Genomic DNA, 20,273 nt, shown 5'->3' with positions numbered 1-20,273 from the left:
GAGCACTGTCAACACATACTAGAATAGATAAAAACACCTATACAGGGACTGACCCCCGTTTTTGAGACAGGAATCAAAACACCTTTATACAGCCAATTGCCGATAGTTTATCGGTGATTGGTTGTTTAGTTTCGTTTGAATACGAATGTTGTTATAATAATAAATGTATTCTTTGACAGTGCGTTCTACGATGGTGGTCGTAGTGCGATCAATCCTGTTAAGATAGAACGTTTCGGACTTTAGTGAGGAATGAAACGATTCGATGGAGGCATTATCAGCGGGCGTCCCTTTGCGGGACATGCTCATGGTAATGCCTTTTATATGAACAGCTTTCTGATACTCGTAAGATGTATACACAGAACCTTGATCGCTATGTAACACGCAATTCTCAGGCAGTGCTGGGAGCTGATTAAGTGTGTTTAAGATAAAGTCTGTGTCCTGCTTATCACCAATCGTAAAAGCAATCACTTCTCCATTATATAAATCCAATATACTGGAAAGGTACAATTGTTTCTGTCCATAAGGCAAATACGTGATGTCCGTGACTAGTTTTTCAAGAGGGCGATCAGACTGAAAATTCCGATCCAGTATATTACCGGCTACGGCATAAGGCTGCCCACTCTTCTTACGCTTTTTCATTTTAACCCGGCATTGCCACTGGTTTTTCTGCATGATACGTTGAACAGTTTTATGGTTAATACGCATTCTCATTTTTAGTATGGCTGTGATTTTCCGATAACCATATCGATATTTGTGCTTTCGGCACAACGTGCCGATCTGTTTCTCTAGTTGTCTTTTAGAATGAGTCTGAGTCAAATTCTTTTTCCATCTATAATACGAAGTACGTAAGATGCCTAAATGGACACAGATGTCCTGTACCGTCATCGTTTTGCACAATTCTTCTACCAGTTTGATTGACGTTTCCTTATCAACTTCCTTTCCAATTCGTTGTACTTTTTTAAAACTTCATTCTGTTGACTCAAATAGCGATTTTCTGCCCGCAGTCTCTCTAATTCAGAAGAGTACTCTGGACCCTTTCCATAGGTATATTGTTTTCCAACAGGTTGTTCGAACCTGTGTGTATCCCCAGTTTTATGCCATCTCACCCATGTCTGAACCTGCGTCTTATTCTTGATATTCAATTCCTGCATGATCTCTTTCATAGGTACGCCTGCCAATCTCATTTCCACAGCCTTCTGTTTAACTTCAACCGGATAACTCACTCTTGTCCCCATAGAAAAAACACCTCCATGTTTTATTTCGGATCACAACGATCCGTTTTCAAACTTGAAGGTGTTTTTTATTTGTCTCATCTTAGGGGGTCAGTCCCACATTAGGTGTTTTTTTTATACTTCTTTGATGAATGAAAGAATCGCAGGTCCAGTAGATGAGACTGCTGACAATTATGATCGGAAGGGATGTGGAGCTCTCAATTCCATCCATAACAAAAAGCATGACAATCATTGCTATCAGTAAGTAAGCCGCTAAATAAAGAGGATGAAAAGCCTTGGGCTGTAAAGAGAACAACAACTGTAAAGGTACCGCAAAGATGAAATAATAAACAAAAAAGATGGGAGTGTAAAACATCATAAATGCAGGCTCGCCCTGAATCGGTGGATACAAACATACGAACAAGCTGAGTAAAATGGAACTGAAGAATAGTGTGAGTAGGATTTTGTAAAATGGTTGAACGGAACGCACTGTATGTACTCCTTTTTTGTAAGATTTCCTATATTTTATCATAAATGGGTTGAGAACAATTTCTGAAGTCAATTTAGGTATTATGGTATAAATAAATTTTGATAATAGTGTCCTTTTTACTTTATTTGGTTCTGTGACTTTCACCTCATGCTGATGAATGAAGGAATGGTATAAAGTAAACCCTATAGACAGATAATTATTCATCACATTTAAGAAAAGAGATGATCTTATGAACGTAACAAAATGGTTTGGTGCTACCCTTCTTTCTGTTTCACTATTGGTGACCGCAGCTTGTGCGAACGATAGCACTCAAGAGAATAATCAAAGTAATCAAGAAAGCACTACCAGTGAAACAAAAGAAAAAAACACGGCTGTTGAGACAGGGAACAAATCTTTATCCAATATTAAGGTGTTGGCAACAGGCGGAACGATTGCCGGTAGTTCAGATAGTAATACAGATACGACTGGATATAAATCTGGTGCACTTGGAATCGATAAAGTCATTGCTTCCGTACCACAGCTGAAGGATATTGCAAATGTCACGGGTGAGCAAGTAGCGAACGTCGGCAGTGAAAATGTGGATAACGCTCTTCTTTTAAAATTAGCGAAACGAGTCAATCAGCTTTTAAATGATGATCAAGTGGATGGCATTGTGGTGACACATGGTACAGATACTTTAGAAGAAACGGCCTATTTTTTACATTTGGTTGTAAAAAGTGATAAGCCAGTGGTGGTTGTGGGTTCCATGAGGCCGGCATCTGCCATTAGTGCGGATGGCCCGCTTAACCTGTATCATGCAGTGAAAATTGCTTCGACAAAAGAAGCCAAAGGCAAAGGTGTAATGGTGACATTAAATGACCGAATTGCCTCTGCTCGTTTTATTACGAAGACAAATACCACCACAACCGATTCGTTCAAGTCTCTTGAGCAAGGGTACATTGGAGAAGTGGCGGGTGAAGTTGTCTCTTTTTATAACGAACCGACAAGAAAACATACAGCTGACAGTGAATTCGATATTTCAAAGCTAAAAGAGCTGCCGCAAGTGGATATCTTATACGGCTATCAAAATGATCAAAAGTATGTGTATGATGCTGCGGTGAAAGCAGGAGCGAAAGGCATTGTCGTTGCCGCCGCAGGAAATGGAACGATGTCAACAGAAGCGATCAATGGGGCAACAGATGCAGTGAAGAAAGACGTGGTGATCGTGAGGTCAAGCCGTGCAGGAAATGGCATTGTCACACATGAAAAAATGGATGATGAACATCATTTTGTCTCATCGGATTCATTAAATCCACAAAAAGCCCGCATTCTACTCATGCTGGCTCTGACGAAAACAAAAGATCCAGATAAAATTCAATCCTATTACGAGCAGTATTAAAAAGAAAAAGACCCGACGTATCATTGGGTCTTTTTTTATATGTGTACCTGATGTTCAGCCCGTTTTTTTAAAGAGAGTAAAATGTCTCTCCAAACATCATCTATATCAGTAAGAAAATGTCCTGCTTGCTCGATATAGTGCGTTTTGGCGTTTGGAATGTTCGGAGCAATGCTTTCTATCTCTTCAAAAGGGGCCATCTGATCCTCTTTTCCATGCCAGACATCCACAGGGATTTGTATATCTTTCATATCGAATGCCCATGACCGCGACAGTAAATCTGGCTCATAAATACATTCATCAACCGATTGACGAGTGGCTTCGTATAAATGCATCATCATCAGCTCCAGTTGCTCATCGGTTTGAAGAAATTGCCGATCCGATGGATGTAAATGTTTGTTCCCTTTTTTCGTTAGTTTCTTGAATTTCTCTGGTTTTTTTTCAATTAGTTTTTTCTGAGCGCGATAACTTGCCTTTAAGAGCCAAGGCATTCTTTTACTGAGGAAAAAGGCAATCTTGTTCTCCTTTAGCATACTTTTAGGCGGTTTACCATCCTGAAATGGGGTGGTACTTGAGACGAGAGCAGCCGAAAGAATGCGATCTGGCAATTGATAGGCACAACCAGCAGCGAATGCCCCACCTCCAGAGACACCAATCACTGAAAAATGGGAGATGTCAAGATGATCGGCCACTTCCTGTACGTCTTTTGCCCAGTCTAAAATGGTGCGGTCAGGTTGCGGATCAGATAAACCAAAACCAGGTCTGTCTAAAGAAATGAGACGAATGCCAAGTTCTTTTGAGATTGGATCATCATCTAAAAACATCACTCTCGATCCAGGTGTCCCATGAAAAAAGAATACTGGGAATCCTTCAAGATCACCGTATTGAGACAAACCAATATGACGTCCATCTTGCAAATGAATCCTGTCCATATGATCATCCCCTTCATCGTTTATCTAGCTTACATATTCATGCATGAAAGGCCGGGTTAAGGCGTTTCTTTCGCAATTTGATAGATTTTTTCGTAAAGCGATAATAATGTTTTTAGATCTTCTTTTGAAAGCTTGGCATAGTATTTTTGAATAAGATGTAGCTGAATTTTTTCAATATCTTTATGATAGTCATGGCCCTTTTGAGCAAAATCAACAATGATTTCTCTACGGTTATGTGGATTAATCTCTCTTTTCACATATCCAAGCTGTTCAAGCTTTGATATGAGCTGGCTAGCGGCACTAGATGAAATGGAGAAATAATCAGCTAGTTCATTGATTGTTCTCGTCTTCGACCGCAGCAATTCAAGTGTCAGTTCTTGTTTGCTTGTTAAATCTGCATACTCATTTTTCAAGAATCGTTGATACTCTTCTACATAGATAGAGCCTAGTGCGTTTGAGTACTCAATGATTTTTTTGCTGTAATGAATGATATCCTCATCCAATGACATCACCTCTTTTCTCCTATATTATATGCGATCTTAATATTTAAGTGAAGTTAAATGTTAATTAAAATTAAATATAAGAGGGATAGATGTGATGAGAAAATGACCTCTACTTCCACTTTCTCATCAACAATGGACAAAGAATACTTCCTGTTATCCCTAAGCATTCATAAAACATAGTTGGTTTGATTTTGAACATGTAGTAGGCTAAGGTGGCAATGAATAGATCATAAAAGAAAAACAAGTATACGTCCTTTTTGGTGATGGCATAAATGATCGTTTTGTTTGTTTTCACTTAGATTCACTCCTTAGGAAGTCGATGCCTTTTTCATTGTATTATGGGCGATCTCCATTTATAATAAAAAAATAAACCAACTGGTCGGTTTTATTTGTCCGTGTGAAGAAAAGCAAGGTAGAAGGGATTGTTCATAGATGACAAGTGCACAAAGCGGGGCTGGAAAAAGTGAAAAGACGAAGCAGAAGATTGTCACCGCTTCACGTGATTTATTTGCGAAAAAAGGATATTCTGAAACATCCGTGCGAGATATTCTAGAGGCGGCTGAGATTAGTAAAGGCAACCTTTATCATCATTTTAAAGGAAAAGAGTTTTTGTTCCTTCATATTATGGAAGAGGATCATCGATTCATGATGGAGACGTGGCATGAAGAGAAACAAACGCTGCACCGGGCCATTGATAAGCTCGCAGGGTTTGCAGAGCTGCTTAGTCAAATGGGGATTAACTATCCTTTAATGAGAGCAAGTGAAGAATTCTGTGCCAGTGCATTTACATCAGATGAAGTCATGGAGCGGCTGAACAAGATTGATGTAGACTTTGATGATGTAATGCGAGACATCCTGCTTGAAGGAAACGAAGATGGCAGCTGGTCGATTCAGCATGTTGAATCAAAAGTGAAAATATTACTTTCCGTATTCTATGGATTAGACGTGTTATATAAAAATGACACGATGCAGCAGAAAAAGGAATTACAAAAAGAGGCGATCTCATTGTTTATTCACGGAATCAACCATCATGAGTAACAAGTGAGTCAGTAAAGGGGAAACAAACATCATGCAAAAACCGATTCGTGAGCAAAAAGCGGTACTTGTTATTTTATTAAGTAATATATTTATTGCGTTTTTAGGTATCGGTCTGATTATACCTGTCATGCCGCTCTTTATGAATGTCATGCATTTAACGGGCAGTACGATGGGATATCTTGTGGCGGCGTTTGCTGTTGCACAGCTTATCGCATCACCTATTGCGGGAAGATGGGTAGACCGATACGGAAGAAAGATCATGATTGTGTCTGGGCTGTTTCTATTCGCGTTATCAGAACTCGTTTTTGGCCTTGGGACACATGTGTATGTTCTGTATTTTGCAAGGCTTCTAGGCGGTATTAGTGCGGCATTTATCATGCCGGCTGTCACTGCCTATGTCGCTGATATCACAACCGTTCAAGAAAGATCAAAGGCAATGGGGTATGTATCCGCTGCTATTAGTACCGGATTTATCATCGGCCCGGGAATTGGCGGATTTATTGCAGAATATGGCGTTCGCCTGCCGTTTTTCTTTGCAGCAGGGATTGCATTTATTGCTGTGATTTCGTCTATGTTTATGCTGAAGGAACCATTAACAAAAGAAGAGCGAGAGAAACAAATGGATCAAGTGAAAGAATCGACCTTCTTTAAAGACTTGAAAAAATCGATTCATCCAAGTTATCTCATCGCCTTCATCATTGTCTTTGTGCTGGCGTTTGGACTATCTGCATATGAAACGGTCTTTAGCTTGTTTACAAATCACAAGTTTGGATTTGGTCCGAAGGATATTGCGATTATCATTACCGTCAGTTCAATTGTAGCCGTCATCATCCAAGTCCTCGTGTTTGGTAAAATGGTGAATGCGCTTGGGGAGAAACGAGTTATTCAACTATGCTTGATTGTTGGAGCAGTTCTCGCTTTTGTTTCCACAGTCGTGTCAGGCTTTATGGTTGTGCTGATCGTGACGTGTGTGATTTTCCTTGCGTTCGATTTATTGCGCCCTGCACTCACGACCTTCTTATCAAAAATCGCTGGCAATCAGCAAGGGTTTGTCGCAGGGATGAACTCTACCTACACAAGTCTTGGTACGATCTTTGGCCCGGCACTTGGCGGCATTTTATTCGATCAAAATATTCATTTCCCTTTCCTGTTTGCAGGTGTTGTCTTATTTCTTGGATTAGGCTTAACCCTTATTTGGAAGGGGAAGGCGACGGTTGAATCTGATTAGATTAGGGGCTCTAACTAGGGCTCTTTTTTTTGTTCCTTTTGGATAGATGATTGAAAAATAATCACAAGGTCCCTGTTGAAAAGGTATTATACATGTTAATCTAATACATGTTTTACCAAAATACAGGAGGAGGATTTTCAATGCAAATTAAAGAGATTTTTTATATTCGGTGTATCTCGTGTTTGAGTGTTGTGCTTATTCATGCAATAGCCATTTTATCTAGCTCTCATTCATCATCTATTCTTGTAGCACTACTCATGTTCAGTACCCCGAGTTTTATTTTCATTTCTGAGTTTTTATTGGCTCATGCTTATCCGAATGGTACCCCTAAAGGATTTATGTGGAAGAGGGTGAAAGCCATCTTTTTCCCATTTGCTTTTATTGGGATTGTCGATGGTTTTTTGCATTCGGCATCGTTAAATGGAGGGGCAGCTGACTTTTTTAAAAGAGCTTCAGCAAATGTCTTATTGGGGAATTATATTGGTTATTTTGTTCTGATTATTTTTCAATTTTACTTTTTGCACATGTTTTTTCACAAAATGGCTAAGCGTACCTCAGCCAAATGGGTATTGCCGATCTCCTTTATCATCACAGTTGGTTATTTAAGTGTCATGAACCTCGTCAAAATCCCACAACCTCAATTACCTAATCCAATGTTCGGCTTAGAATGGATTCCATTTCCAGGGTGGTTGTTCTATTTTTGTTTAGCCTATTATTGTGGAGCGAATTATCAGCAGTTTATCACAAGACTTCATCGTTTTAAGTATGCCGTGTATGGACTTGTTTTGATTTCCGCAGCGACCCTTCTAAGCAATTCATATGTAGGCTTTTTCGAGTCTTCTTCTAAGAGGCCAGACGTTGTTCTTTATACAGTCAGTATTGTCTTCTTATGTTTTCTCTTGTTTTCTAAAGTGAAAAGCGTTCCACCTTTCGTAGCTGTCATTAGTCAATATTCATTCACCATCTATTTGCTTCACGGGTATTTTCTAGGTATCTCTGTGTTACTATGGGGACAATTAAAAGATTATCCATTCTTTGTAGGGACAATCATAACATCAGCACTTGCAATTGCTGGACCTATCCTATTGTCACGGATAGCAAATCATTATAAATATGGCTATATGTTTGTCGGTAAAATCAACAGAACGAGGCGAAAAACAGTCGCTTCATAAACGTTTTAAAGGGGATCTTAAGAAGATGCCCTTTTTTTGTTGCCTAAAAGTACAATGCTTCTTGCCCGAAAGTACAATTTCAATCGACCATCTCATTGCTTAGAATAAAGAGATCAAGTTCACGAAGTTGAAGAAAAAGGAGTAAGTGAATGGCAAAATTTTTATATCATTTAGGAAAAAGTGCATTTTCTAAGCCGAAACGGATGATTATCGGTTGGTTACTTGTTTTAGTAGCTGTTGTGGCGGCAACAATAGGGACAGGTGTTTCATTTAATGGCGATATGTCGATTCCAGGAACAAAGTCAGAAAAGGCAATGGATCTCTTGGAGAAAAAGTTCCCAGCAGGTGATGATGGCGGGACGATTCGTCTGATCTTTAAAGCACCTAAGGGTGAAACATTAGAAACAAAAAAAGTAAGAAACAAATTGAACGAAACGATCAAAGAAGTCAAAAAGGATAAAGAAGTCAAGCAAGTGACGGATTTATATCAGACATTTGCTATTAGTAAGGATAAGAAAATAGGGTATGCGGATATTACATACCGGGTAAAGGCGGATGAGGTAAAAACATCCTCAAAAGAGAAAGTATTAGATAGTATTAAGATTTCAAGAAAGGCTGGCATCCAAACAGAATTAGGCGGCTCCGTCACATTCTCAGAAATTGAGGTAGGCGGGATTTCGGAAGTCATAGGTATTGTCATGGCCTTCTTTATTTTAGCCTTTACCTTCGCTTCACTATTGATTGCAGGACTACCGATCTTGACGGCTGTCATTGGGTTAATAATCGGCGTGATGGTCATATTAATTACCTCAAATTTTGTTGAGATGTCTGCATTTAGTCTTACATTAGCTGTGATGATTGGACTTGCAGTAGGAATTGATTATGCATTATTTATCATTTCTCGTTATCGACAGTTATTAGCAGAGGGTTACGAATTGAAAGAAGCAGCTGCTAGAGCTGTTGCTACAGCAGGCAGCGCTGTATTGTTTGCAGGTGTTACCGTCGTAATTGCACTATGCGGACTTGTATTAGTCGGTATACCATTTTTAGGCGTTATGGGTCTTGTAGCTGCATTCATGGTACTATCAGTTATGCTTGTGTCTCTCACAATTGTTCCTGCCATACTAGGGATTCTTGGTGATAAAGTAAGCCCTTCAAGAAAGAATAAATGGTTCTCTAAATTACAATCTCAACAAAAAGAAGAAGCCACAGCTTGGGGAAGGTTTATCAAGAAGTATCCAGGTAAGATCATCCTAGGTGTCATTGTATTGACTGGTCTACTCAGTTGGCCAGCACTTCATATGGAGTTGGGTCTTCCTGATAACGGCATGAAGGGGAAGGAAACAACTGAACGTAAGGGCTATGACCTGTTAGCAGAAGGGTTTGGTAAAGGGTTTAATGGGCCACTGGTTGTTATCATTGATGCCTCCCGTGCAAATAACGCAATGAAATCTATTGAGAAAACAACAAAAGTATTAGAGAAGATGGATGGCATCAAACAAATGGCACCGCCTGTTCCTAATCCATCGGGTAAGTACGCCATGCTGACCATCTTACCGAAAAGCGGTCCAGAAGATAAGGCGACAAAGCAATTAGTCAAAGATATACGAAATGAATCTAGTCAGACTGCTGCAAAGTATGATACGAAATTACTTGTTACTGGTTCTACGGCAGTTAATATAGATATTTCAGATAGACTCAGTGAAGCGTTACCGAAATTTGCAGGAGTCATTATTGGATTTGCTTTGATTTTGATGATTCTTGTGTTTAGATCCTTCCTTGTTCCATTAAAAGCGGTTTTAGGATTCCTTATGACATTGACCGCTACACTAGGTTTTTCAGTCTTTGTTTTACAGGATGGACACCTTGCGCCATTGTTTGGAATACCAGCAAATGGCCCATTGTTAAACTTTATGCCTGTACTAGTAACAGGCATATTATTTGGTCTTGCAATGGATTATGAGGTCTTTTTAGTCAGTCGAATGAGAGAAGATTTCCTTCTATCAGGTGATGCGAAAAAGTCCGTTGTATCAGGTTTGAAGCATAGTGGAAGAGTAGTGACTGCCGCAGGCTTAATCATGATCTTCGTCTTTGCTAGTTTTATCTTTGCAGATGACTTGATTATCAAAACAATGGGGTTAACGTTGGCATTCGGTGTTCTGTTTGATGCATTTGTCATAAGAATGACTTTTATCCCAGCTTGTATGATGCTGCTCGGACGAGCTGCTTGGTACTTACCCAAATGGTTTGAAAGATGGCTTCCACGTATAGACATTGAAGGTGAGTCTTTTTCTCAGAAGGATGAGAAAGAAGAGAAGGTGATTTAGTCACTGATAGTCTTACATGGTATGATTGATGATACCGCCATTACCTCGATAAAGGGTGGGCGGTATTTTTTGAGTGAATATGAGGCTCGGATGGTGATATTTATGGCGAAACGACGGGTAGACCCTTTTAATGAAATGATCTATTCGCGAATTCCAACATTATTATGGGTCATTCTTGTTTATATTGCAGCAATGATATTTCAGTTTATAACCACCCCATTAGCACTTTCTGGCCTGTTTTTTTCTGCACTTATTGCCATACATCTGATTCTGCATTGGTGGTCATTTTACTGGTTTCGGCAGAATCCATGGGTATATTTTCTGATTCAAGGAATAGTGATTCTACTTTGTGTTTCAGTCATGCAGGCGGCTTCCCCTGTGATCTTAATTGGTCTGTTACCGGTACTAATAGCGCAAAGTATTGGGGTATATTATCATACATTGAAGGTGATTTTGACAGGGCTTAGTTTTTATGTTCTTTTTTTTCTTGCCCTTATTTTGGTCAATGATACAGATGATTTGACCGTATACATTCCTATTTTGTTTTTGATTCTGATTGTAGTCATCGCATACTCCATTTTATTTTTTAGACAAGTCAAAGCTAGAATTCGTACACAAACATTTTTAAAGGAACTTGAATTGGCACATCAACAAGTGGAAGAGCTGACACTTGCTAATGAGCGTCAAAGAATGGCGAGAGATTTACATGATACCCTTGCACAAGGGCTGGCAGGTATTATTATGCAGCTAGAAGCGGTCCATGCCCATTTAGAGAATCAGAATGTTGAGCGTGCTCAAAGCATTATTAAAGGTTCAATGAGCCATGCGCGGACGACATTAGGTGAGGCGAGATTGGTCATTGACGACCTTCGAACATACAGCCAGGATCAATATGACTTAGCTGATTCTGTGAAAGATGAAGTGAATCGGTTTATGACGGCGACGAATATTCCAGTTCATACAAAAGTGGCTGTCTCTTATCAAGTGTCCCCTTTCCTCATCGAACATACTGTATACATTGTCAGTGAATGTTTGACGAATATTGCCAAGCATGCCAAAGCAAGTAAGGTCGAATTGATGATGAAGCAACAAGATGATCAAATCTCCTTGCAAATCACAGATAATGGAGTGGGTTTTGATGAGAAAAAACAAGAATCCACTTCCGGGCATTACGGTCTAATTGGTATGTCAGAACGTGCCCGACTGCTTGATGCACAGCTACACTTGAAAAGCGAAAAAAATGAAGGTACACAAGTGACGGTAACCATACCTTTGAAAAAGGAGTAAACACAATGTCTTATCAAATTGTGATTGTCGATGATCATTTTGTTGTTAGAGAAGGATTAAAATTAATTCTTGAGACAGATCAACGATTTGATGTTGTTGGTGAAGCAGAGGATGGAGCAAAGGGTTTAGATATCTTGAAAGAGAAGGCTCCAGACCTTGTATTACTTGACCTCAACATGCCTAACATGAGTGGGCTTGAGATGTTAAAAGAGATGCAGTCTCTTCAATTAAAAGTACCGGTCCTGATTCTCACTACCTATAACGAAGAGAAATTAATGATTGAAGGGCTGCAACTTGGAGCAAAGGGCTATCTTTTAAAGGATGCCAGCAGAGAAAATTTATTTTATACAATTGAAGCAGCTATCAGAGGGGATATTCTTCTTCAAGCAAACGTCGCTGCTAAAGTATTTGAATCAACAGAGCATCAAGTGACTCCGCCCCATTTGAAAAAAGAAATAAACATGCTGACTGAAAAAGAGATGCTTGTCTTGCAAGCAGTGGCTAGAGGATATCGAAGTAAGGAAATTGCATTTGATATGGGAATTTCCGAGAGAACTGTCAAAGCTCATTTAACAAATATTTATCAAAAGCTGGAGGTCACTTCAAGAGCGGAAGCAATTAAAGCAGCAGTGGAATTAGGGGTGATTCATTTTTAGAGAGAATGAGTTAGCAGCAGAATAATAGACAAGAGACCTTTCAAATAAGGTCTCTTTTTTTAAGGCTGCGGTTTCAGGTGATTCAGTGCCTGCGCCAGTTTTTGATTTTGTTGCTTTTTGTAAAACAGAAAGGCGATGATATGGCCTACTAATGTGAGAAAGGCTATACCGATAAAATAAGGCATGATCCATTCGAGCAGTGTAGTCGAATATAAAGCGACGGCTCCTACTTGAAACCCTAAATTGACGACAGTGGAGATGAGAATGTTGATGGGTGCTGGAAAGGTAAAGTAGTTCCATAGTAAAGGATACATGACCCCAAAGACGATGCCTGCCAGAGTACCGATGCCAATGATGTGCCACACGTAATGAAAAGGGATAGAGGATGACCATTGAGTGATTGACAGGATGAGTGTCAGCCATACGATAGAGACAAAAGCTGTTTGCATAAATTGATGTTTTAGTTCCTTGATCATTTGAATCGCTCCTTTATATATTTGGCGTAATGACGACTGACGGTGTAGCTGTTTTTCGAGATGGTTTCGACCTCTAAGCGAGCGTACGAACCAGCGACAAAGCTGTCGACTTGCGCTAAATTGAGAATGACTGCATTGTTGATACGATAGAAATGTTCACGCTCTAACGACTTCAGATCCTTCAGCCGTTTACTGAGAAAATACGTCGTACCCTGAGTCGTGATCACCTTTGACAGATGTCCAAGCGCAGAGATTGCTTCAATTTGTTCTAATGGTAAAAGAGATTGCCGATCATTTTTTGGATCTTTGACCGTTAGAGATGTACTAGTCTCCAGCATTGATGCCATCTTTTGTAAACGTTCTTGATTATGTGGATGGCTGATGACGTCTACTTCCGTCACATCCTTTTCTTGATTCCAGATCAAACGAAATTTCATCCATAAACCTCCTCTCACAATGAGCATAGCAATAGATGAAAGCGAATGCGATTGAATGTTGCTTTGATGCAGAAGAATTCTTTTTGTTGCAAAGATTCACCGCGTGTCTGCGGCTTTCCTTTATAATGAAAAGATACTCGTTCGTGAATGGAGGAATGATGTTGTATCTTGTAGATCAACAAAGGACAGGAGCGGTAAAAGAGGAAATTCGGCAGATTGATCCTGCCTATCCAGTGTTCGTAGATGCGATACTCGATGGCGTGATACAAGGAGATTTATATGTGGATCACCGAGATCACCCGTGTGTCTATTTTGTAGGGACGACAACCGGCATTTATTATGTCGCAGGCAAGACAGAAGCCGCACTCTCATTATGTTCAACGTTCATTGTGGATGTTTATAAAAAGCAGAAAAGAGAGAACAGACGGTTCACTTTGTTTTCAGCAAATCCAGCATCAGATGAGATGATGAAAAAATGCTTCGGTTCCCAACTGAATGAAATGCAAAGACATGCGTATTCTTATGACTTGACCTCTCCTGATCTGATTGTGCCTAATCAAGACGAAATGATCAAACGCACGAATGAACAAGTCATTGCCGCAAGCAAAGTATTCCCATCCAGCTATTATGAAGCATATTGGGGAGGAGTAGATCACTTTTTATCTAATGGTGTCGGAGTTGCCATCTTAAATGGTGAAGATGTGGTCAGTGAATGTATCTCTATTTTTTTAAGTGAAAAACGTGTGGAAATCGATATTTGGACAGATGAAGCCTGCCGTGGAAAAGGGTTGGCTTTGTTAGCAGCTCAGCAAATGATCAGCTTCTGTGTTGAAAAAGGGAAGACACCGCATTGGGATTGCGATGTCCATCATGCAACCTCGGCCAAATTGGCAGAGAAGCTAGGTTTTCAGTGGACAAAGACGTATCGCTTATTTTATGCCTCACGCTGAAAAGGTTTTGAGATACCAAGCATCCATGGCAGAATGCTCTGAGCCTTCAATCGGTGCAGGAAGAAGAGAGAAGTCATACCGTTGATAAAGACCAGTAGCAGCTGTTAATTCACTGCGGGTTTCTAAATAACAAGCATCGTAGTATGTAGCAGCATATTGCAGGGCCATATCCATCAGTTTCTTGCCCGCACCTTTGCCTTGTGCTTTTGGGCTTAAATAAAGCTTTTGCAGCTCACAAATGCCATCTGTGAAAGGGGCAATGCCAACGCCACCAACAATTTCACCATGTTCTTCGGCAATCCAATAGGCTGCATGAGTCAATGATTGATAGTAATCGAAAAGCTGATCAAGGTGTGGGTCTGTGTAGGCTGTACCTTCAATCGCAAGATTCGCTGATTCTAATGACTGGCGGATAATGGCCGCGATAAAAGGATTGTCCTGCTTTTGAATCGGTCTAATATTCATTGGAAAAACCTCCGTTGTCATAGGATAAAAAAGAAAAGGAGTTGATGCGATATGTTCTGGCTACAAACCGCTATTTTTACTGTCATTGTACTCTGTCTCTCGTGGTGGGCAGGAAAAAGACGCAGGCATCGCCATGCCGGGCTGATTGTTCCGATATGTATCACTTTGTTTGGATTGCTGTTATTGATCGGCAGTTTCTTCATTGGCAGATGGGAAGGGATGGCGCTCAGCATATCAAGCGTCTCTATCGTTCTCTCTTCTATCCTTTGTTTGATCATCGTTACAGGGGTTCATTTGTTTAAAAAAGATGACCCATCGTAGGCTGGGACATCTTTACGATTTGATTCTATCGTATTCCTCACGAAGGATGCCCATCATGATGACATCCGAATAAGCACCGTTGAAATAGAGCGCTTGACGTCTTTTTCCTTCATATTGAAATCCGGCTTTCTCATAGCTTCGAAAGGCTCGTGGGTTATGGGAAAAAACTTCAAGCTCAAGCCGATTGAGTTCTAACGTCTCAAAGGCAAATGTTTGAACCATCCGAACAGCCTCAGTACCATACCCTTTGTGAAAATGCTCTGGACCATGCAGCGCAATGCGGAAACTTGCCGTATGGTTTATCGGATCAATATCCACAATCGCCGCATCCCCGATCATTTCTTTCGTGTCTAGCAGACAAATGGCAAAGTCTCGTCTACTGTCATCCAGCAGAAAACGGGTATAGGCTGAACGAATTTCTTCTAGTGTGAACGTTTTGCGTGTGCCAGTCATATAAAGTGTTTCTGCATGCTGGCATCCCCTATGAATACCAGGATAATCTTTTTCTTCAATCGGTCTCAAGAATAATCGAGTCATGATGGATCAGCCTCCTCTAAATATCGGGAGATTTCAATTAAGTTCATATCAGGATCACGGATATAAATGGATTCAATCGGACCTAATGCACCAGAACGTCTGACCGGACCTTCTTCAATTGGAACAACCTGCTTTCGAAGATGAAGCAATAAACTGTCTATATCTAAATCGGTGATAAAACACAAGTCAGCAGATCCAGGCTGGGGATGAGCAGCTTTTGGTTCAAATTCATGACCCGCTTCATGAAGGTTGATCTTTTGTAAGCCAAAACGAAGGGCTTTACGGCCTTCTCCAAAAGTTTCTTCCTTCATTCCTAATACGTTTGTATAAAAGCGAATGGTTTCCTCCATATGTTGAACAGTCAACACGATATGATCAAGTCGTCGTATCATCAGTCTCTCCTCCAAGTATGATCATTGTTTGAACTGCTTCTATTATATCATCACTTGAAGAAGATACTTTATTTGATCACGGTTTTATAACTCCAGCTTTCTAGGGACATGTCTTCTCCGTGCAGTACTCTCTCATCAAACTCCGTCCACCCATTTTTTCGATAGAAATGACGATTGGCCTCGTTGTGTGTAATCAGTGTGAACAGTCCGCCGCCTTGCCGGGCGATAAAGGGGAAAAGACATTGCTTTAACATACGGCTTCCAAGTTTTTTTCCTTGTTGGTCTTTTGCAACGACAAGAGCTTCTAAATACCAGTAAGGTTTCTTTAAGGAAGAACACGCTTTTTTTGCCTCCTTTAACATACGGAATACATGCTGAATCGCCGATATGCCACCAGTAAAGAGCAGCTTTAACCCACCAGATAACACATAATCCATGAGTCCTGGTTCAGGAAGACGGGGATGTTTTAACAGGGCGGCAGACACAATTTTCTCGTTCTCAACCCCGACCAAACAGATTTGATGCTGAAAATATACCTTTGTATTGACCAAATGCAACTGCCGGGCGAAAGCAGAACGCTTGGTAACCTTTTCGCATAATAAATCAAAAAATGAATAGTTCTGAAATGAATCATCTAACAACGCTGCCACTTGAGGCAGTTCATCCTCTCTAGCAAGTCTGAATTGAAGCATATGATGGCCCTCCTTTTTTTTGAACAGATATAGATTATTGAACATATGTCTATTATAATAAGAGGAAAATAAACCGAACATCGGCAATGAATGATCTCTTGTTCATAAATAGACAGGTATAGCCAGATTGTTCAAAAATGGAGGGTGTTTGATGAAGGACAGACGAACAATCAAAACCAAAAAGGCGATACGGGAAAGCTTTCTTGAGCTTTTAAAGGAAAAAGATGTTCAACAAATTACAGTATCAGAGCTATCTAGAAGAGCGGATTTAGGAAGAGGGACCTTTTATTTGCACTACCAAGATGTATTTGATTTGCATGAACAGCTTGAGAAGGAACTATTCGATCAGCTTGGCGGACTATACGATGAATCGTTTCCAAGCCAGGACCCGCTTGATATGCTGTCCTTTTTAAATAAAACAACTGAGTATTTAAAAGAAAAACAATTCATAATGACGTTGTTTGTCAAACCGAATAGCCCAACGACGAATCAATTCAAATCGTTTTTTAAAGAAAAAATCATGAAAGAGTGGCAGCTTGATCAGCGGCAAATTACGGAGCATGAACAGATTGTGGCCTCATTTGTTGTGTCTGGTGTTGTTGGTGTACTGGAGGAATGGATTCATGAAGGGATGACAGTCGAAGCGGGGCAGCTTGCACACATCTTGTACAAGCTTCTTATGAAGGTAGAACAGGAATCGTAAGAAACAAATGGATCATATATCATTTATCTATTCTTTCTGTTAAAATGGGAATATACGTTCTTATTTCAGGCGGGGAGTGGTGAGATTGAAAAGGAAATTACTATTTTATGGGGCAATGAGCATTGATGGATATTTAGCAAGGGATGATCACCGTTTAGATTGGCTCATAGGAACAGAGGGCGAAGAGGATACGAGATATGAGGAATTTTATGCTTCAGTCGATACGCTGATCATGGGACGGAACACATACGAACAGGTTCTAAAGCTCTCACCTGATGGGTTTCCTTATGAAGACAAGACATGTTATATCGTTTCTCGCACTTTACAAGACAGTCATACAGGAACTCATATCATTCGTGAAGATGTTCTCTCATTTATCCACAACTTAAAAAATGAAAAAGGGCAGCATATCTGGATAGTAGGAGGCGGGGAACTGCTTCAAGCATTATTAAAAGAAAAATTAGTCGATGAGCTGTATCTCCAAATCGCACCTGTCATGATTGGAAAAGGAATCCCTCTTTTCCCTCCAACTGAACAGGAATCTAGATTTTCATTACAACAAGTGAATCAATACAAACAAATTGCTGAAATGCATTTTGTGTTAAAAGAAGACCACTAAATCAAAGGGGTCTTTTTTTAATCAAACAAACACGTTGACAAGAGAATATCCTAGTGTTAGGATAAATTTATCCTAGTTTTAGGATTTATTGAAAAAGGAGTAGTTGCCATGGTGAAGCAAGATCAGGAATTAGACTTAAGGCTTTTCAGAGTGTGGATGAAAGCCTACCATGCCCTTTTTGCAAACATCCAAAAAGACATTGAACGTTATGATATCGGATTTGAAAACTTTCAAATTCTTGAATTACTGTATAGTAAGGGACCGCATCCCGTTCAAAAAATTAGTGAGATTCTATCCATTCCAAGTGGGAGCATCACCTATGTGGTCAACAAATTAGAAAAACAAGAATTAGTCAAAAGACAATGTGCACCTTCTGATAAACGTGTATTCCATGTATTACTGACAGATAAAGGGAAGCAGCTATTTGACGATATTTTTCCAAAACATACAGATGTCATTTCACAAAATCTGTCCTTTATCGAAACAGATGAAAAAGAGCAGCTTATCGAATGGCTGAAAAAAATCGGTTTAGGTGCAAAACAACTTCACGAAAAGGGGAAACAAGATGACACACAGCTTTGATACATTGGTACGTGAAAGACGATCAGCATCAAATTTTTTGCCGAATATCTCGATTTCGAGAGAAGAGCTTAATAGTATCTTTGAAGAAGTGAAGCTGGCACCTTCAGCCTTTAATTTACAGCATACGCAATATGTCGTCGTCCAATCAGAAGCGCTTAAAGAGCAAGTAAGAGATGCTGCATTTGGACAATATAAGGTGCATTCCGCTTCAGCAGCGATCATTGTACTCGGCGATCCGAAAGCTTATGAGCAAGCAGGAAACATTTATGAAGGCCTAAAAATGCTCGGCATCTTAAATGCGCAACAATATGAGGAAATGGTCAGAGAGACGATGAGTTTTTATGTGCAGAGAGGATCAGACTTTCAGAAAGAAGAGGCGATTCGCAATGCTTCATTATCTGCCATGCTATTTATGCTTGCCGCCAAAAACAAGGGATGGGATACTTGCCCAATGATCGGCTTTGACCCCGAAGCAATGAAAAAGGTGTTAAACATCGAATCAGATTTGGTTCCTGTATTAATGATTACACTCGGAAAAGAAAAAGTAGAAAGCAGACAAGCGAGAGGCTACCGCAAGCCGGTCTCTGAATTTGTGACATATTTATAAGATAGGGGGTTCCATTCATGGAACTAGGAATTAGTACATTTGTAGAAACAACACCTGATTTTCAAACAGGAAAAACAGTCAGCCACGCACAGCGTATTCGTGAAGTAGTAGAAGAAATTATTTTAGCAGATCAAGTGGGTCTCGACGTTTTTGGTGTAGGAGAGCATCATCGTGAAGATTTTGCCGCATCAAATCCAGCAGTCGTATTAGCAGCTGCGGCAACGCAAACAAAGAATATTCGTCTGACAAGTGCCGTAACTGTTCTTTCATCGGCAGATCCTGTTCGTGTGTTTCAAGATTTTGCGACATTAGATGGCCTTTCTAACGGGCGTGCAGAGATCATGGCTGGCCGTGGATCATTTATTGAATCGTTCCCGCTTTTTGGCTATGACTTAGATGATTATGAAGAATTATTTGAAGAAAAACTAGATTTACTGTTGAAATTACAGCAGTCAGAGCGTGTGACGTGGAGCGGTAAGCACCGTCCTTCCATTCAGGATGTCGGCGTATATCCAAGACCTGTTCAAGATCCGCTTCCCATCTGGATTGGCAGTGGAGGAAACAGAGAATCTGTCGTACGTGCTGGATTATTAGGATTACCACTTGTCCTTGCCATTATTGGCGGCAGCCCTAGACAGTTCGCACCGCTAGTGCAGCTCTACAAGCAAGCTGCGATTCACGCTGGACATGATCCTGAGAAATTAACGGTGGCATCCCATTCACATGGATTTGTTGCGGAGGAAACAGAATTAGCAGCAGATCAATTCTTCCCTTCTACACAGCATGTCATGAATACATTAGCAAGAGAACGAGGCTGGGGACCTTATACCCGTTCTACATTCGATGCAGCAAGAACATTAGAAGGTGCATTGTATGTAGGAGATCCAGATGCCGTAGCAGAGAAAGTGATTCATCTGCGAAAAAATGTAGGCATTACGCGCTTCATGCTGCACGTACCGGTCGGTTCGATGCCGCATGATCAAGTGCTGAAAGCTATTGAGTTATTTGGAAAAGAAGTGGCTCCTAAAGTAAGAGAAGAGGTTGCCCGCTGGGAAGCAGAGCAAGCATAACAAAAAAGTCGATCAAGTGAATAGGTTTGATCGACTTTTTCTTATGCTTAAGGATCAATAACACATGGTTTCACTGTAGGGCATGAAGCAGCAGAAGCAAATGGTGTGGCCGTCAAGGTGAAGAGGAAAACAAGTTGAAAACAGATAAGCCATTTTTTCATGAAATCACCTCCGTTATCAATTGTTTCACTAGAACGAGGTGA

The 20,273-nt window shown here is 40.3% G+C and carries 24 protein-coding genes; 14 read left to right on the top strand and 10 right to left on the bottom strand.

Annotated features, from left to right (window positions below):
* Window positions 1–84 precede the first annotated feature (84 nt).
* Window positions 85–1,235, bottom strand: a protein-coding gene (locus MHI20_RS17480; RefSeq protein ID WP_340937443.1) for an IS3 family transposase whose coding sequence is annotated in 2 segments (ribosomal slippage) — window positions 85–962 and window positions 962–1,235 — 1,152 coding nt in all. Because the reading frame shifts where the segments join, the coding sequence is not laid out codon by codon here.
* Window positions 1,236–1,930: 695 nt separating this feature from the next.
* Here MHI20_RS17480 and MHI20_RS17470 point away from each other — a divergent pair.
* Entirely contained in the window at window positions 1,931–3,079 is a 1,149-nt protein-coding gene (locus MHI20_RS17470; protein ID WP_024719179.1) for a type II asparaginase, read from the top strand.
* A gap of 35 nt (window positions 3,080–3,114) precedes the next feature.
* On the opposite strand, the gene MHI20_RS17465 is transcribed toward MHI20_RS17470, so the two are convergent.
* The 3 genes from MHI20_RS17465 to MHI20_RS17455 all read right to left on the bottom strand — a co-directional run bounded on the left by MHI20_RS17465 (window position 3,115) and on the right by MHI20_RS17455 (window position 4,806).
* Window positions 3,115–4,008 carry an alpha/beta fold hydrolase gene (locus MHI20_RS17465; protein ID WP_283933325.1) on the bottom strand — a complete coding sequence of 298 codons (894 nt, stop codon included), beginning with the start codon at window positions 4,006–4,008 and terminating at the stop codon, window positions 3,115–3,117.
* A 56-nt stretch (window positions 4,009–4,064) separates the two neighbouring features.
* On the bottom strand, window positions 4,065–4,517 hold the full coding sequence (locus MHI20_RS17460) for a MarR family winged helix-turn-helix transcriptional regulator (RefSeq protein WP_019743356.1): 453 nt from the start codon (window positions 4,515–4,517) through the stop codon (window positions 4,065–4,067).
* Between the two features lie 103 nt (window positions 4,518–4,620).
* The gene (locus MHI20_RS17455; RefSeq protein ID WP_041507606.1) at window positions 4,621–4,806 is read right to left on the bottom strand and encodes a hypothetical protein; all 186 of its coding nucleotides are present in this window, start codon (window positions 4,804–4,806) and stop codon (window positions 4,621–4,623) included.
* A gap of 137 nt (window positions 4,807–4,943) precedes the next feature.
* Here MHI20_RS17455 and MHI20_RS17450 point away from each other — a divergent pair, with 137 nt between their 5' ends.
* The 6 genes from MHI20_RS17450 to MHI20_RS17425 all read left to right on the top strand — a co-directional run bounded on the left by MHI20_RS17450 (window position 4,944) and on the right by MHI20_RS17425 (window position 12,219).
* On the top strand, window positions 4,944–5,549 hold the full coding sequence (locus MHI20_RS17450; RefSeq protein ID WP_017358446.1) for a TetR/AcrR family transcriptional regulator: 606 nt from the start codon (window positions 4,944–4,946) through the stop codon (window positions 5,547–5,549).
* Between the two features lie 31 nt (window positions 5,550–5,580).
* A complete protein-coding gene (locus MHI20_RS17445; protein WP_073415861.1) occupies window positions 5,581–6,777 on the top strand; it encodes an MFS transporter in 1,197 nt (398 codons plus the stop codon).
* A gap of 140 nt (window positions 6,778–6,917) precedes the next feature.
* Window positions 6,918–7,949 (top strand): acyltransferase family protein, encoded by a 1,032-nt coding sequence (locus MHI20_RS17440; RefSeq protein ID WP_096881057.1) that lies wholly within the window; start codon window positions 6,918–6,920, stop codon window positions 7,947–7,949.
* Window positions 7,950–8,098: 149 nt separating this feature from the next.
* Complete coding sequence (locus MHI20_RS17435) at window positions 8,099–10,276, top strand: MMPL family transporter (protein ID WP_340940162.1); 2,178 nt, start codon at window positions 8,099–8,101, stop codon at window positions 10,274–10,276.
* A 102-nt stretch (window positions 10,277–10,378) separates the two neighbouring features.
* Window positions 10,379–11,563 carry a sensor histidine kinase gene (locus tag MHI20_RS17430; RefSeq protein WP_340940159.1) on the top strand — a complete coding sequence of 395 codons (1,185 nt, stop codon included), beginning with the start codon at window positions 10,379–10,381 and terminating at the stop codon, window positions 11,561–11,563.
* A gap of 5 nt (window positions 11,564–11,568) precedes the next feature.
* Window positions 11,569–12,219, top strand: a complete 651-nt coding sequence (locus MHI20_RS17425) for a response regulator transcription factor (protein WP_340940154.1) — start codon at window positions 11,569–11,571, stop codon at window positions 12,217–12,219.
* A 59-nt stretch (window positions 12,220–12,278) separates the two neighbouring features.
* Here the strand turns inward: MHI20_RS17425 and MHI20_RS17420 are convergent, their stop codons facing one another.
* The gene (locus MHI20_RS17420) at window positions 12,279–12,695 is read right to left on the bottom strand and encodes a hypothetical protein (RefSeq protein ID WP_048002349.1); all 417 of its coding nucleotides are present in this window, start codon (window positions 12,693–12,695) and stop codon (window positions 12,279–12,281) included.
* Window positions 12,692–13,132 (bottom strand): LytTR family DNA-binding domain-containing protein, encoded by a 441-nt coding sequence (locus tag MHI20_RS17415; RefSeq protein WP_340940151.1) that lies wholly within the window; start codon window positions 13,130–13,132, stop codon window positions 12,692–12,694. The genes MHI20_RS17420 and MHI20_RS17415 overlap by 4 nt, the downstream gene beginning before the upstream one ends.
* 161 nt (window positions 13,133–13,293) lie before the next feature.
* Here MHI20_RS17415 and MHI20_RS17410 point away from each other — a divergent pair, with 161 nt between their 5' ends.
* Window positions 13,294–14,082 (top strand): GNAT family N-acetyltransferase, encoded by a 789-nt coding sequence (locus MHI20_RS17410; RefSeq protein ID WP_340940420.1) that lies wholly within the window; start codon window positions 13,294–13,296, stop codon window positions 14,080–14,082.
* On the opposite strand, the gene MHI20_RS17405 is transcribed toward MHI20_RS17410, so the two are convergent.
* On the bottom strand, window positions 14,074–14,547 hold the full coding sequence (locus tag MHI20_RS17405) for a GNAT family N-acetyltransferase (protein ID WP_144668402.1): 474 nt from the start codon (window positions 14,545–14,547) through the stop codon (window positions 14,074–14,076). The two genes, MHI20_RS17410 and MHI20_RS17405, sit on opposite strands and share 9 nt — an antisense overlap.
* 51 nt (window positions 14,548–14,598) lie before the next feature.
* Between MHI20_RS17405 and MHI20_RS17400 the strand changes: the two genes are divergently transcribed.
* Window positions 14,599–14,868: a YesK-like family protein gene (locus MHI20_RS17400; RefSeq protein ID WP_159145443.1), complete on the top strand. Its 270-nt coding sequence runs from the start codon at window positions 14,599–14,601 to the stop codon at window positions 14,866–14,868.
* A 12-nt stretch (window positions 14,869–14,880) separates the two neighbouring features.
* On the opposite strand, the gene MHI20_RS17395 is transcribed toward MHI20_RS17400, so the two are convergent.
* The 3 genes from MHI20_RS17395 to MHI20_RS17385 all read right to left on the bottom strand — a co-directional run bounded on the left by MHI20_RS17395 (window position 14,881) and on the right by MHI20_RS17385 (window position 16,489).
* On the bottom strand, window positions 14,881–15,405 hold the full coding sequence (locus MHI20_RS17395) for a GNAT family N-acetyltransferase (protein ID WP_024719169.1): 525 nt from the start codon (window positions 15,403–15,405) through the stop codon (window positions 14,881–14,883).
* Complete coding sequence (locus MHI20_RS17390) at window positions 15,402–15,797, bottom strand: VOC family protein (RefSeq protein WP_096881061.1); 396 nt, start codon at window positions 15,795–15,797, stop codon at window positions 15,402–15,404. The genes MHI20_RS17395 and MHI20_RS17390 overlap by 4 nt, the downstream gene beginning before the upstream one ends.
* Window positions 15,798–15,865: 68 nt before the next feature.
* On the bottom strand, window positions 15,866–16,489 hold the full coding sequence (locus MHI20_RS17385; RefSeq protein ID WP_041507615.1) for a GNAT family N-acetyltransferase: 624 nt from the start codon (window positions 16,487–16,489) through the stop codon (window positions 15,866–15,868).
* A 151-nt stretch (window positions 16,490–16,640) separates the two neighbouring features.
* Between MHI20_RS17385 and MHI20_RS17380 the strand changes: the two genes are divergently transcribed.
* The 5 genes from MHI20_RS17380 (at window position 16,641) to MHI20_RS17360 (ending at window position 20,070) form a co-directional block, all read left to right on the top strand.
* On the top strand, window positions 16,641–17,192 hold the full coding sequence (locus MHI20_RS17380; protein WP_340940143.1) for a TetR/AcrR family transcriptional regulator: 552 nt from the start codon (window positions 16,641–16,643) through the stop codon (window positions 17,190–17,192).
* 115 nt (window positions 17,193–17,307) lie between these two features.
* Entirely contained in the window at window positions 17,308–17,811 is a 504-nt protein-coding gene (locus MHI20_RS17375) for a dihydrofolate reductase family protein (protein ID WP_414642599.1), read from the top strand.
* 108 nt (window positions 17,812–17,919) lie between these two features.
* Entirely contained in the window at window positions 17,920–18,393 is a 474-nt protein-coding gene (locus tag MHI20_RS17370) for a MarR family winged helix-turn-helix transcriptional regulator (protein WP_340940136.1), read from the top strand.
* A complete protein-coding gene (locus MHI20_RS17365; protein WP_039170198.1) occupies window positions 18,377–19,000 on the top strand; it encodes a nitroreductase family protein in 624 nt (207 codons plus the stop codon). The genes MHI20_RS17370 and MHI20_RS17365 overlap by 17 nt, the downstream gene beginning before the upstream one ends.
* A gap of 17 nt (window positions 19,001–19,017) precedes the next feature.
* Entirely contained in the window at window positions 19,018–20,070 is a 1,053-nt protein-coding gene (locus tag MHI20_RS17360; RefSeq protein ID WP_024719164.1) for an LLM class flavin-dependent oxidoreductase, read from the top strand.
* Window positions 20,071–20,273: the final 203 nt, after the last annotated feature.

The organism is Bacillus sp. FSL K6-1106 (genome assembly GCF_038005245.1).
In the GTDB taxonomy this organism is placed as follows: domain Bacteria; phylum Bacillota; class Bacilli; order Bacillales; family Bacillaceae; genus Bacillus; species Bacillus altitudinis.
This window is presented reverse-complemented; position numbering and strand designations above follow the sequence as displayed.

Coding starts and splice junctions, on each gene's coding strand:
- MHI20_RS17470 (WP_024719179.1), top strand. CDS start 1,931: ATGAACGTAACAAAATGGTTTGGTGCTACCCTTCTTTCTGTTTCACTA.
- MHI20_RS17465 (WP_283933325.1), bottom strand. CDS start 4,008: ATGGACAGGATTCATTTGCAAGATGGACGTCATATTGGTTTGTCTCAA.
- MHI20_RS17460 (WP_019743356.1), bottom strand. CDS start 4,517: ATGTCATTGGATGAGGATATCATTCATTACAGCAAAAAAATCATTGAG.
- MHI20_RS17450 (WP_017358446.1), top strand. CDS start 4,944: ATGACAAGTGCACAAAGCGGGGCTGGAAAAAGTGAAAAGACGAAGCAG.
- MHI20_RS17445 (WP_073415861.1), top strand. CDS start 5,581: ATGCAAAAACCGATTCGTGAGCAAAAAGCGGTACTTGTTATTTTATTA.
- MHI20_RS17440 (WP_096881057.1), top strand. CDS start 6,918: ATGCAAATTAAAGAGATTTTTTATATTCGGTGTATCTCGTGTTTGAGT.
- MHI20_RS17435 (WP_340940162.1), top strand. CDS start 8,099: ATGGCAAAATTTTTATATCATTTAGGAAAAAGTGCATTTTCTAAGCCG.
- MHI20_RS17430 (WP_340940159.1), top strand. CDS start 10,379: ATGGCGAAACGACGGGTAGACCCTTTTAATGAAATGATCTATTCGCGA.
- MHI20_RS17425 (WP_340940154.1), top strand. CDS start 11,569: ATGTCTTATCAAATTGTGATTGTCGATGATCATTTTGTTGTTAGAGAA.
- MHI20_RS17420 (WP_048002349.1), bottom strand. CDS start 12,695: ATGATCAAGGAACTAAAACATCAATTTATGCAAACAGCTTTTGTCTCT.
- MHI20_RS17415 (WP_340940151.1), bottom strand. CDS start 13,132: ATGAAATTTCGTTTGATCTGGAATCAAGAAAAGGATGTGACGGAAGTA.
- MHI20_RS17405 (WP_144668402.1), bottom strand. CDS start 14,547: ATGAATATTAGACCGATTCAAAAGCAGGACAATCCTTTTATCGCGGCC.
- MHI20_RS17400 (WP_159145443.1), top strand. CDS start 14,599: ATGTTCTGGCTACAAACCGCTATTTTTACTGTCATTGTACTCTGTCTC.
- MHI20_RS17395 (WP_024719169.1), bottom strand. CDS start 15,405: ATGACTCGATTATTCTTGAGACCGATTGAAGAAAAAGATTATCCTGGT.
- MHI20_RS17390 (WP_096881061.1), bottom strand. CDS start 15,797: ATGATACGACGACTTGATCATATCGTGTTGACTGTTCAACATATGGAG.
- MHI20_RS17385 (WP_041507615.1), bottom strand. CDS start 16,489: ATGCTTCAATTCAGACTTGCTAGAGAGGATGAACTGCCTCAAGTGGCA.
- MHI20_RS17380 (WP_340940143.1), top strand. CDS start 16,641: ATGAAGGACAGACGAACAATCAAAACCAAAAAGGCGATACGGGAAAGC.
- MHI20_RS17375 (WP_414642599.1), top strand. CDS start 17,308: ATGAGCATTGATGGATATTTAGCAAGGGATGATCACCGTTTAGATTGG.
- MHI20_RS17370 (WP_340940136.1), top strand. CDS start 17,920: ATGGTGAAGCAAGATCAGGAATTAGACTTAAGGCTTTTCAGAGTGTGG.
- MHI20_RS17365 (WP_039170198.1), top strand. CDS start 18,377: ATGACACACAGCTTTGATACATTGGTACGTGAAAGACGATCAGCATCA.
- MHI20_RS17360 (WP_024719164.1), top strand. CDS start 19,018: ATGGAACTAGGAATTAGTACATTTGTAGAAACAACACCTGATTTTCAA.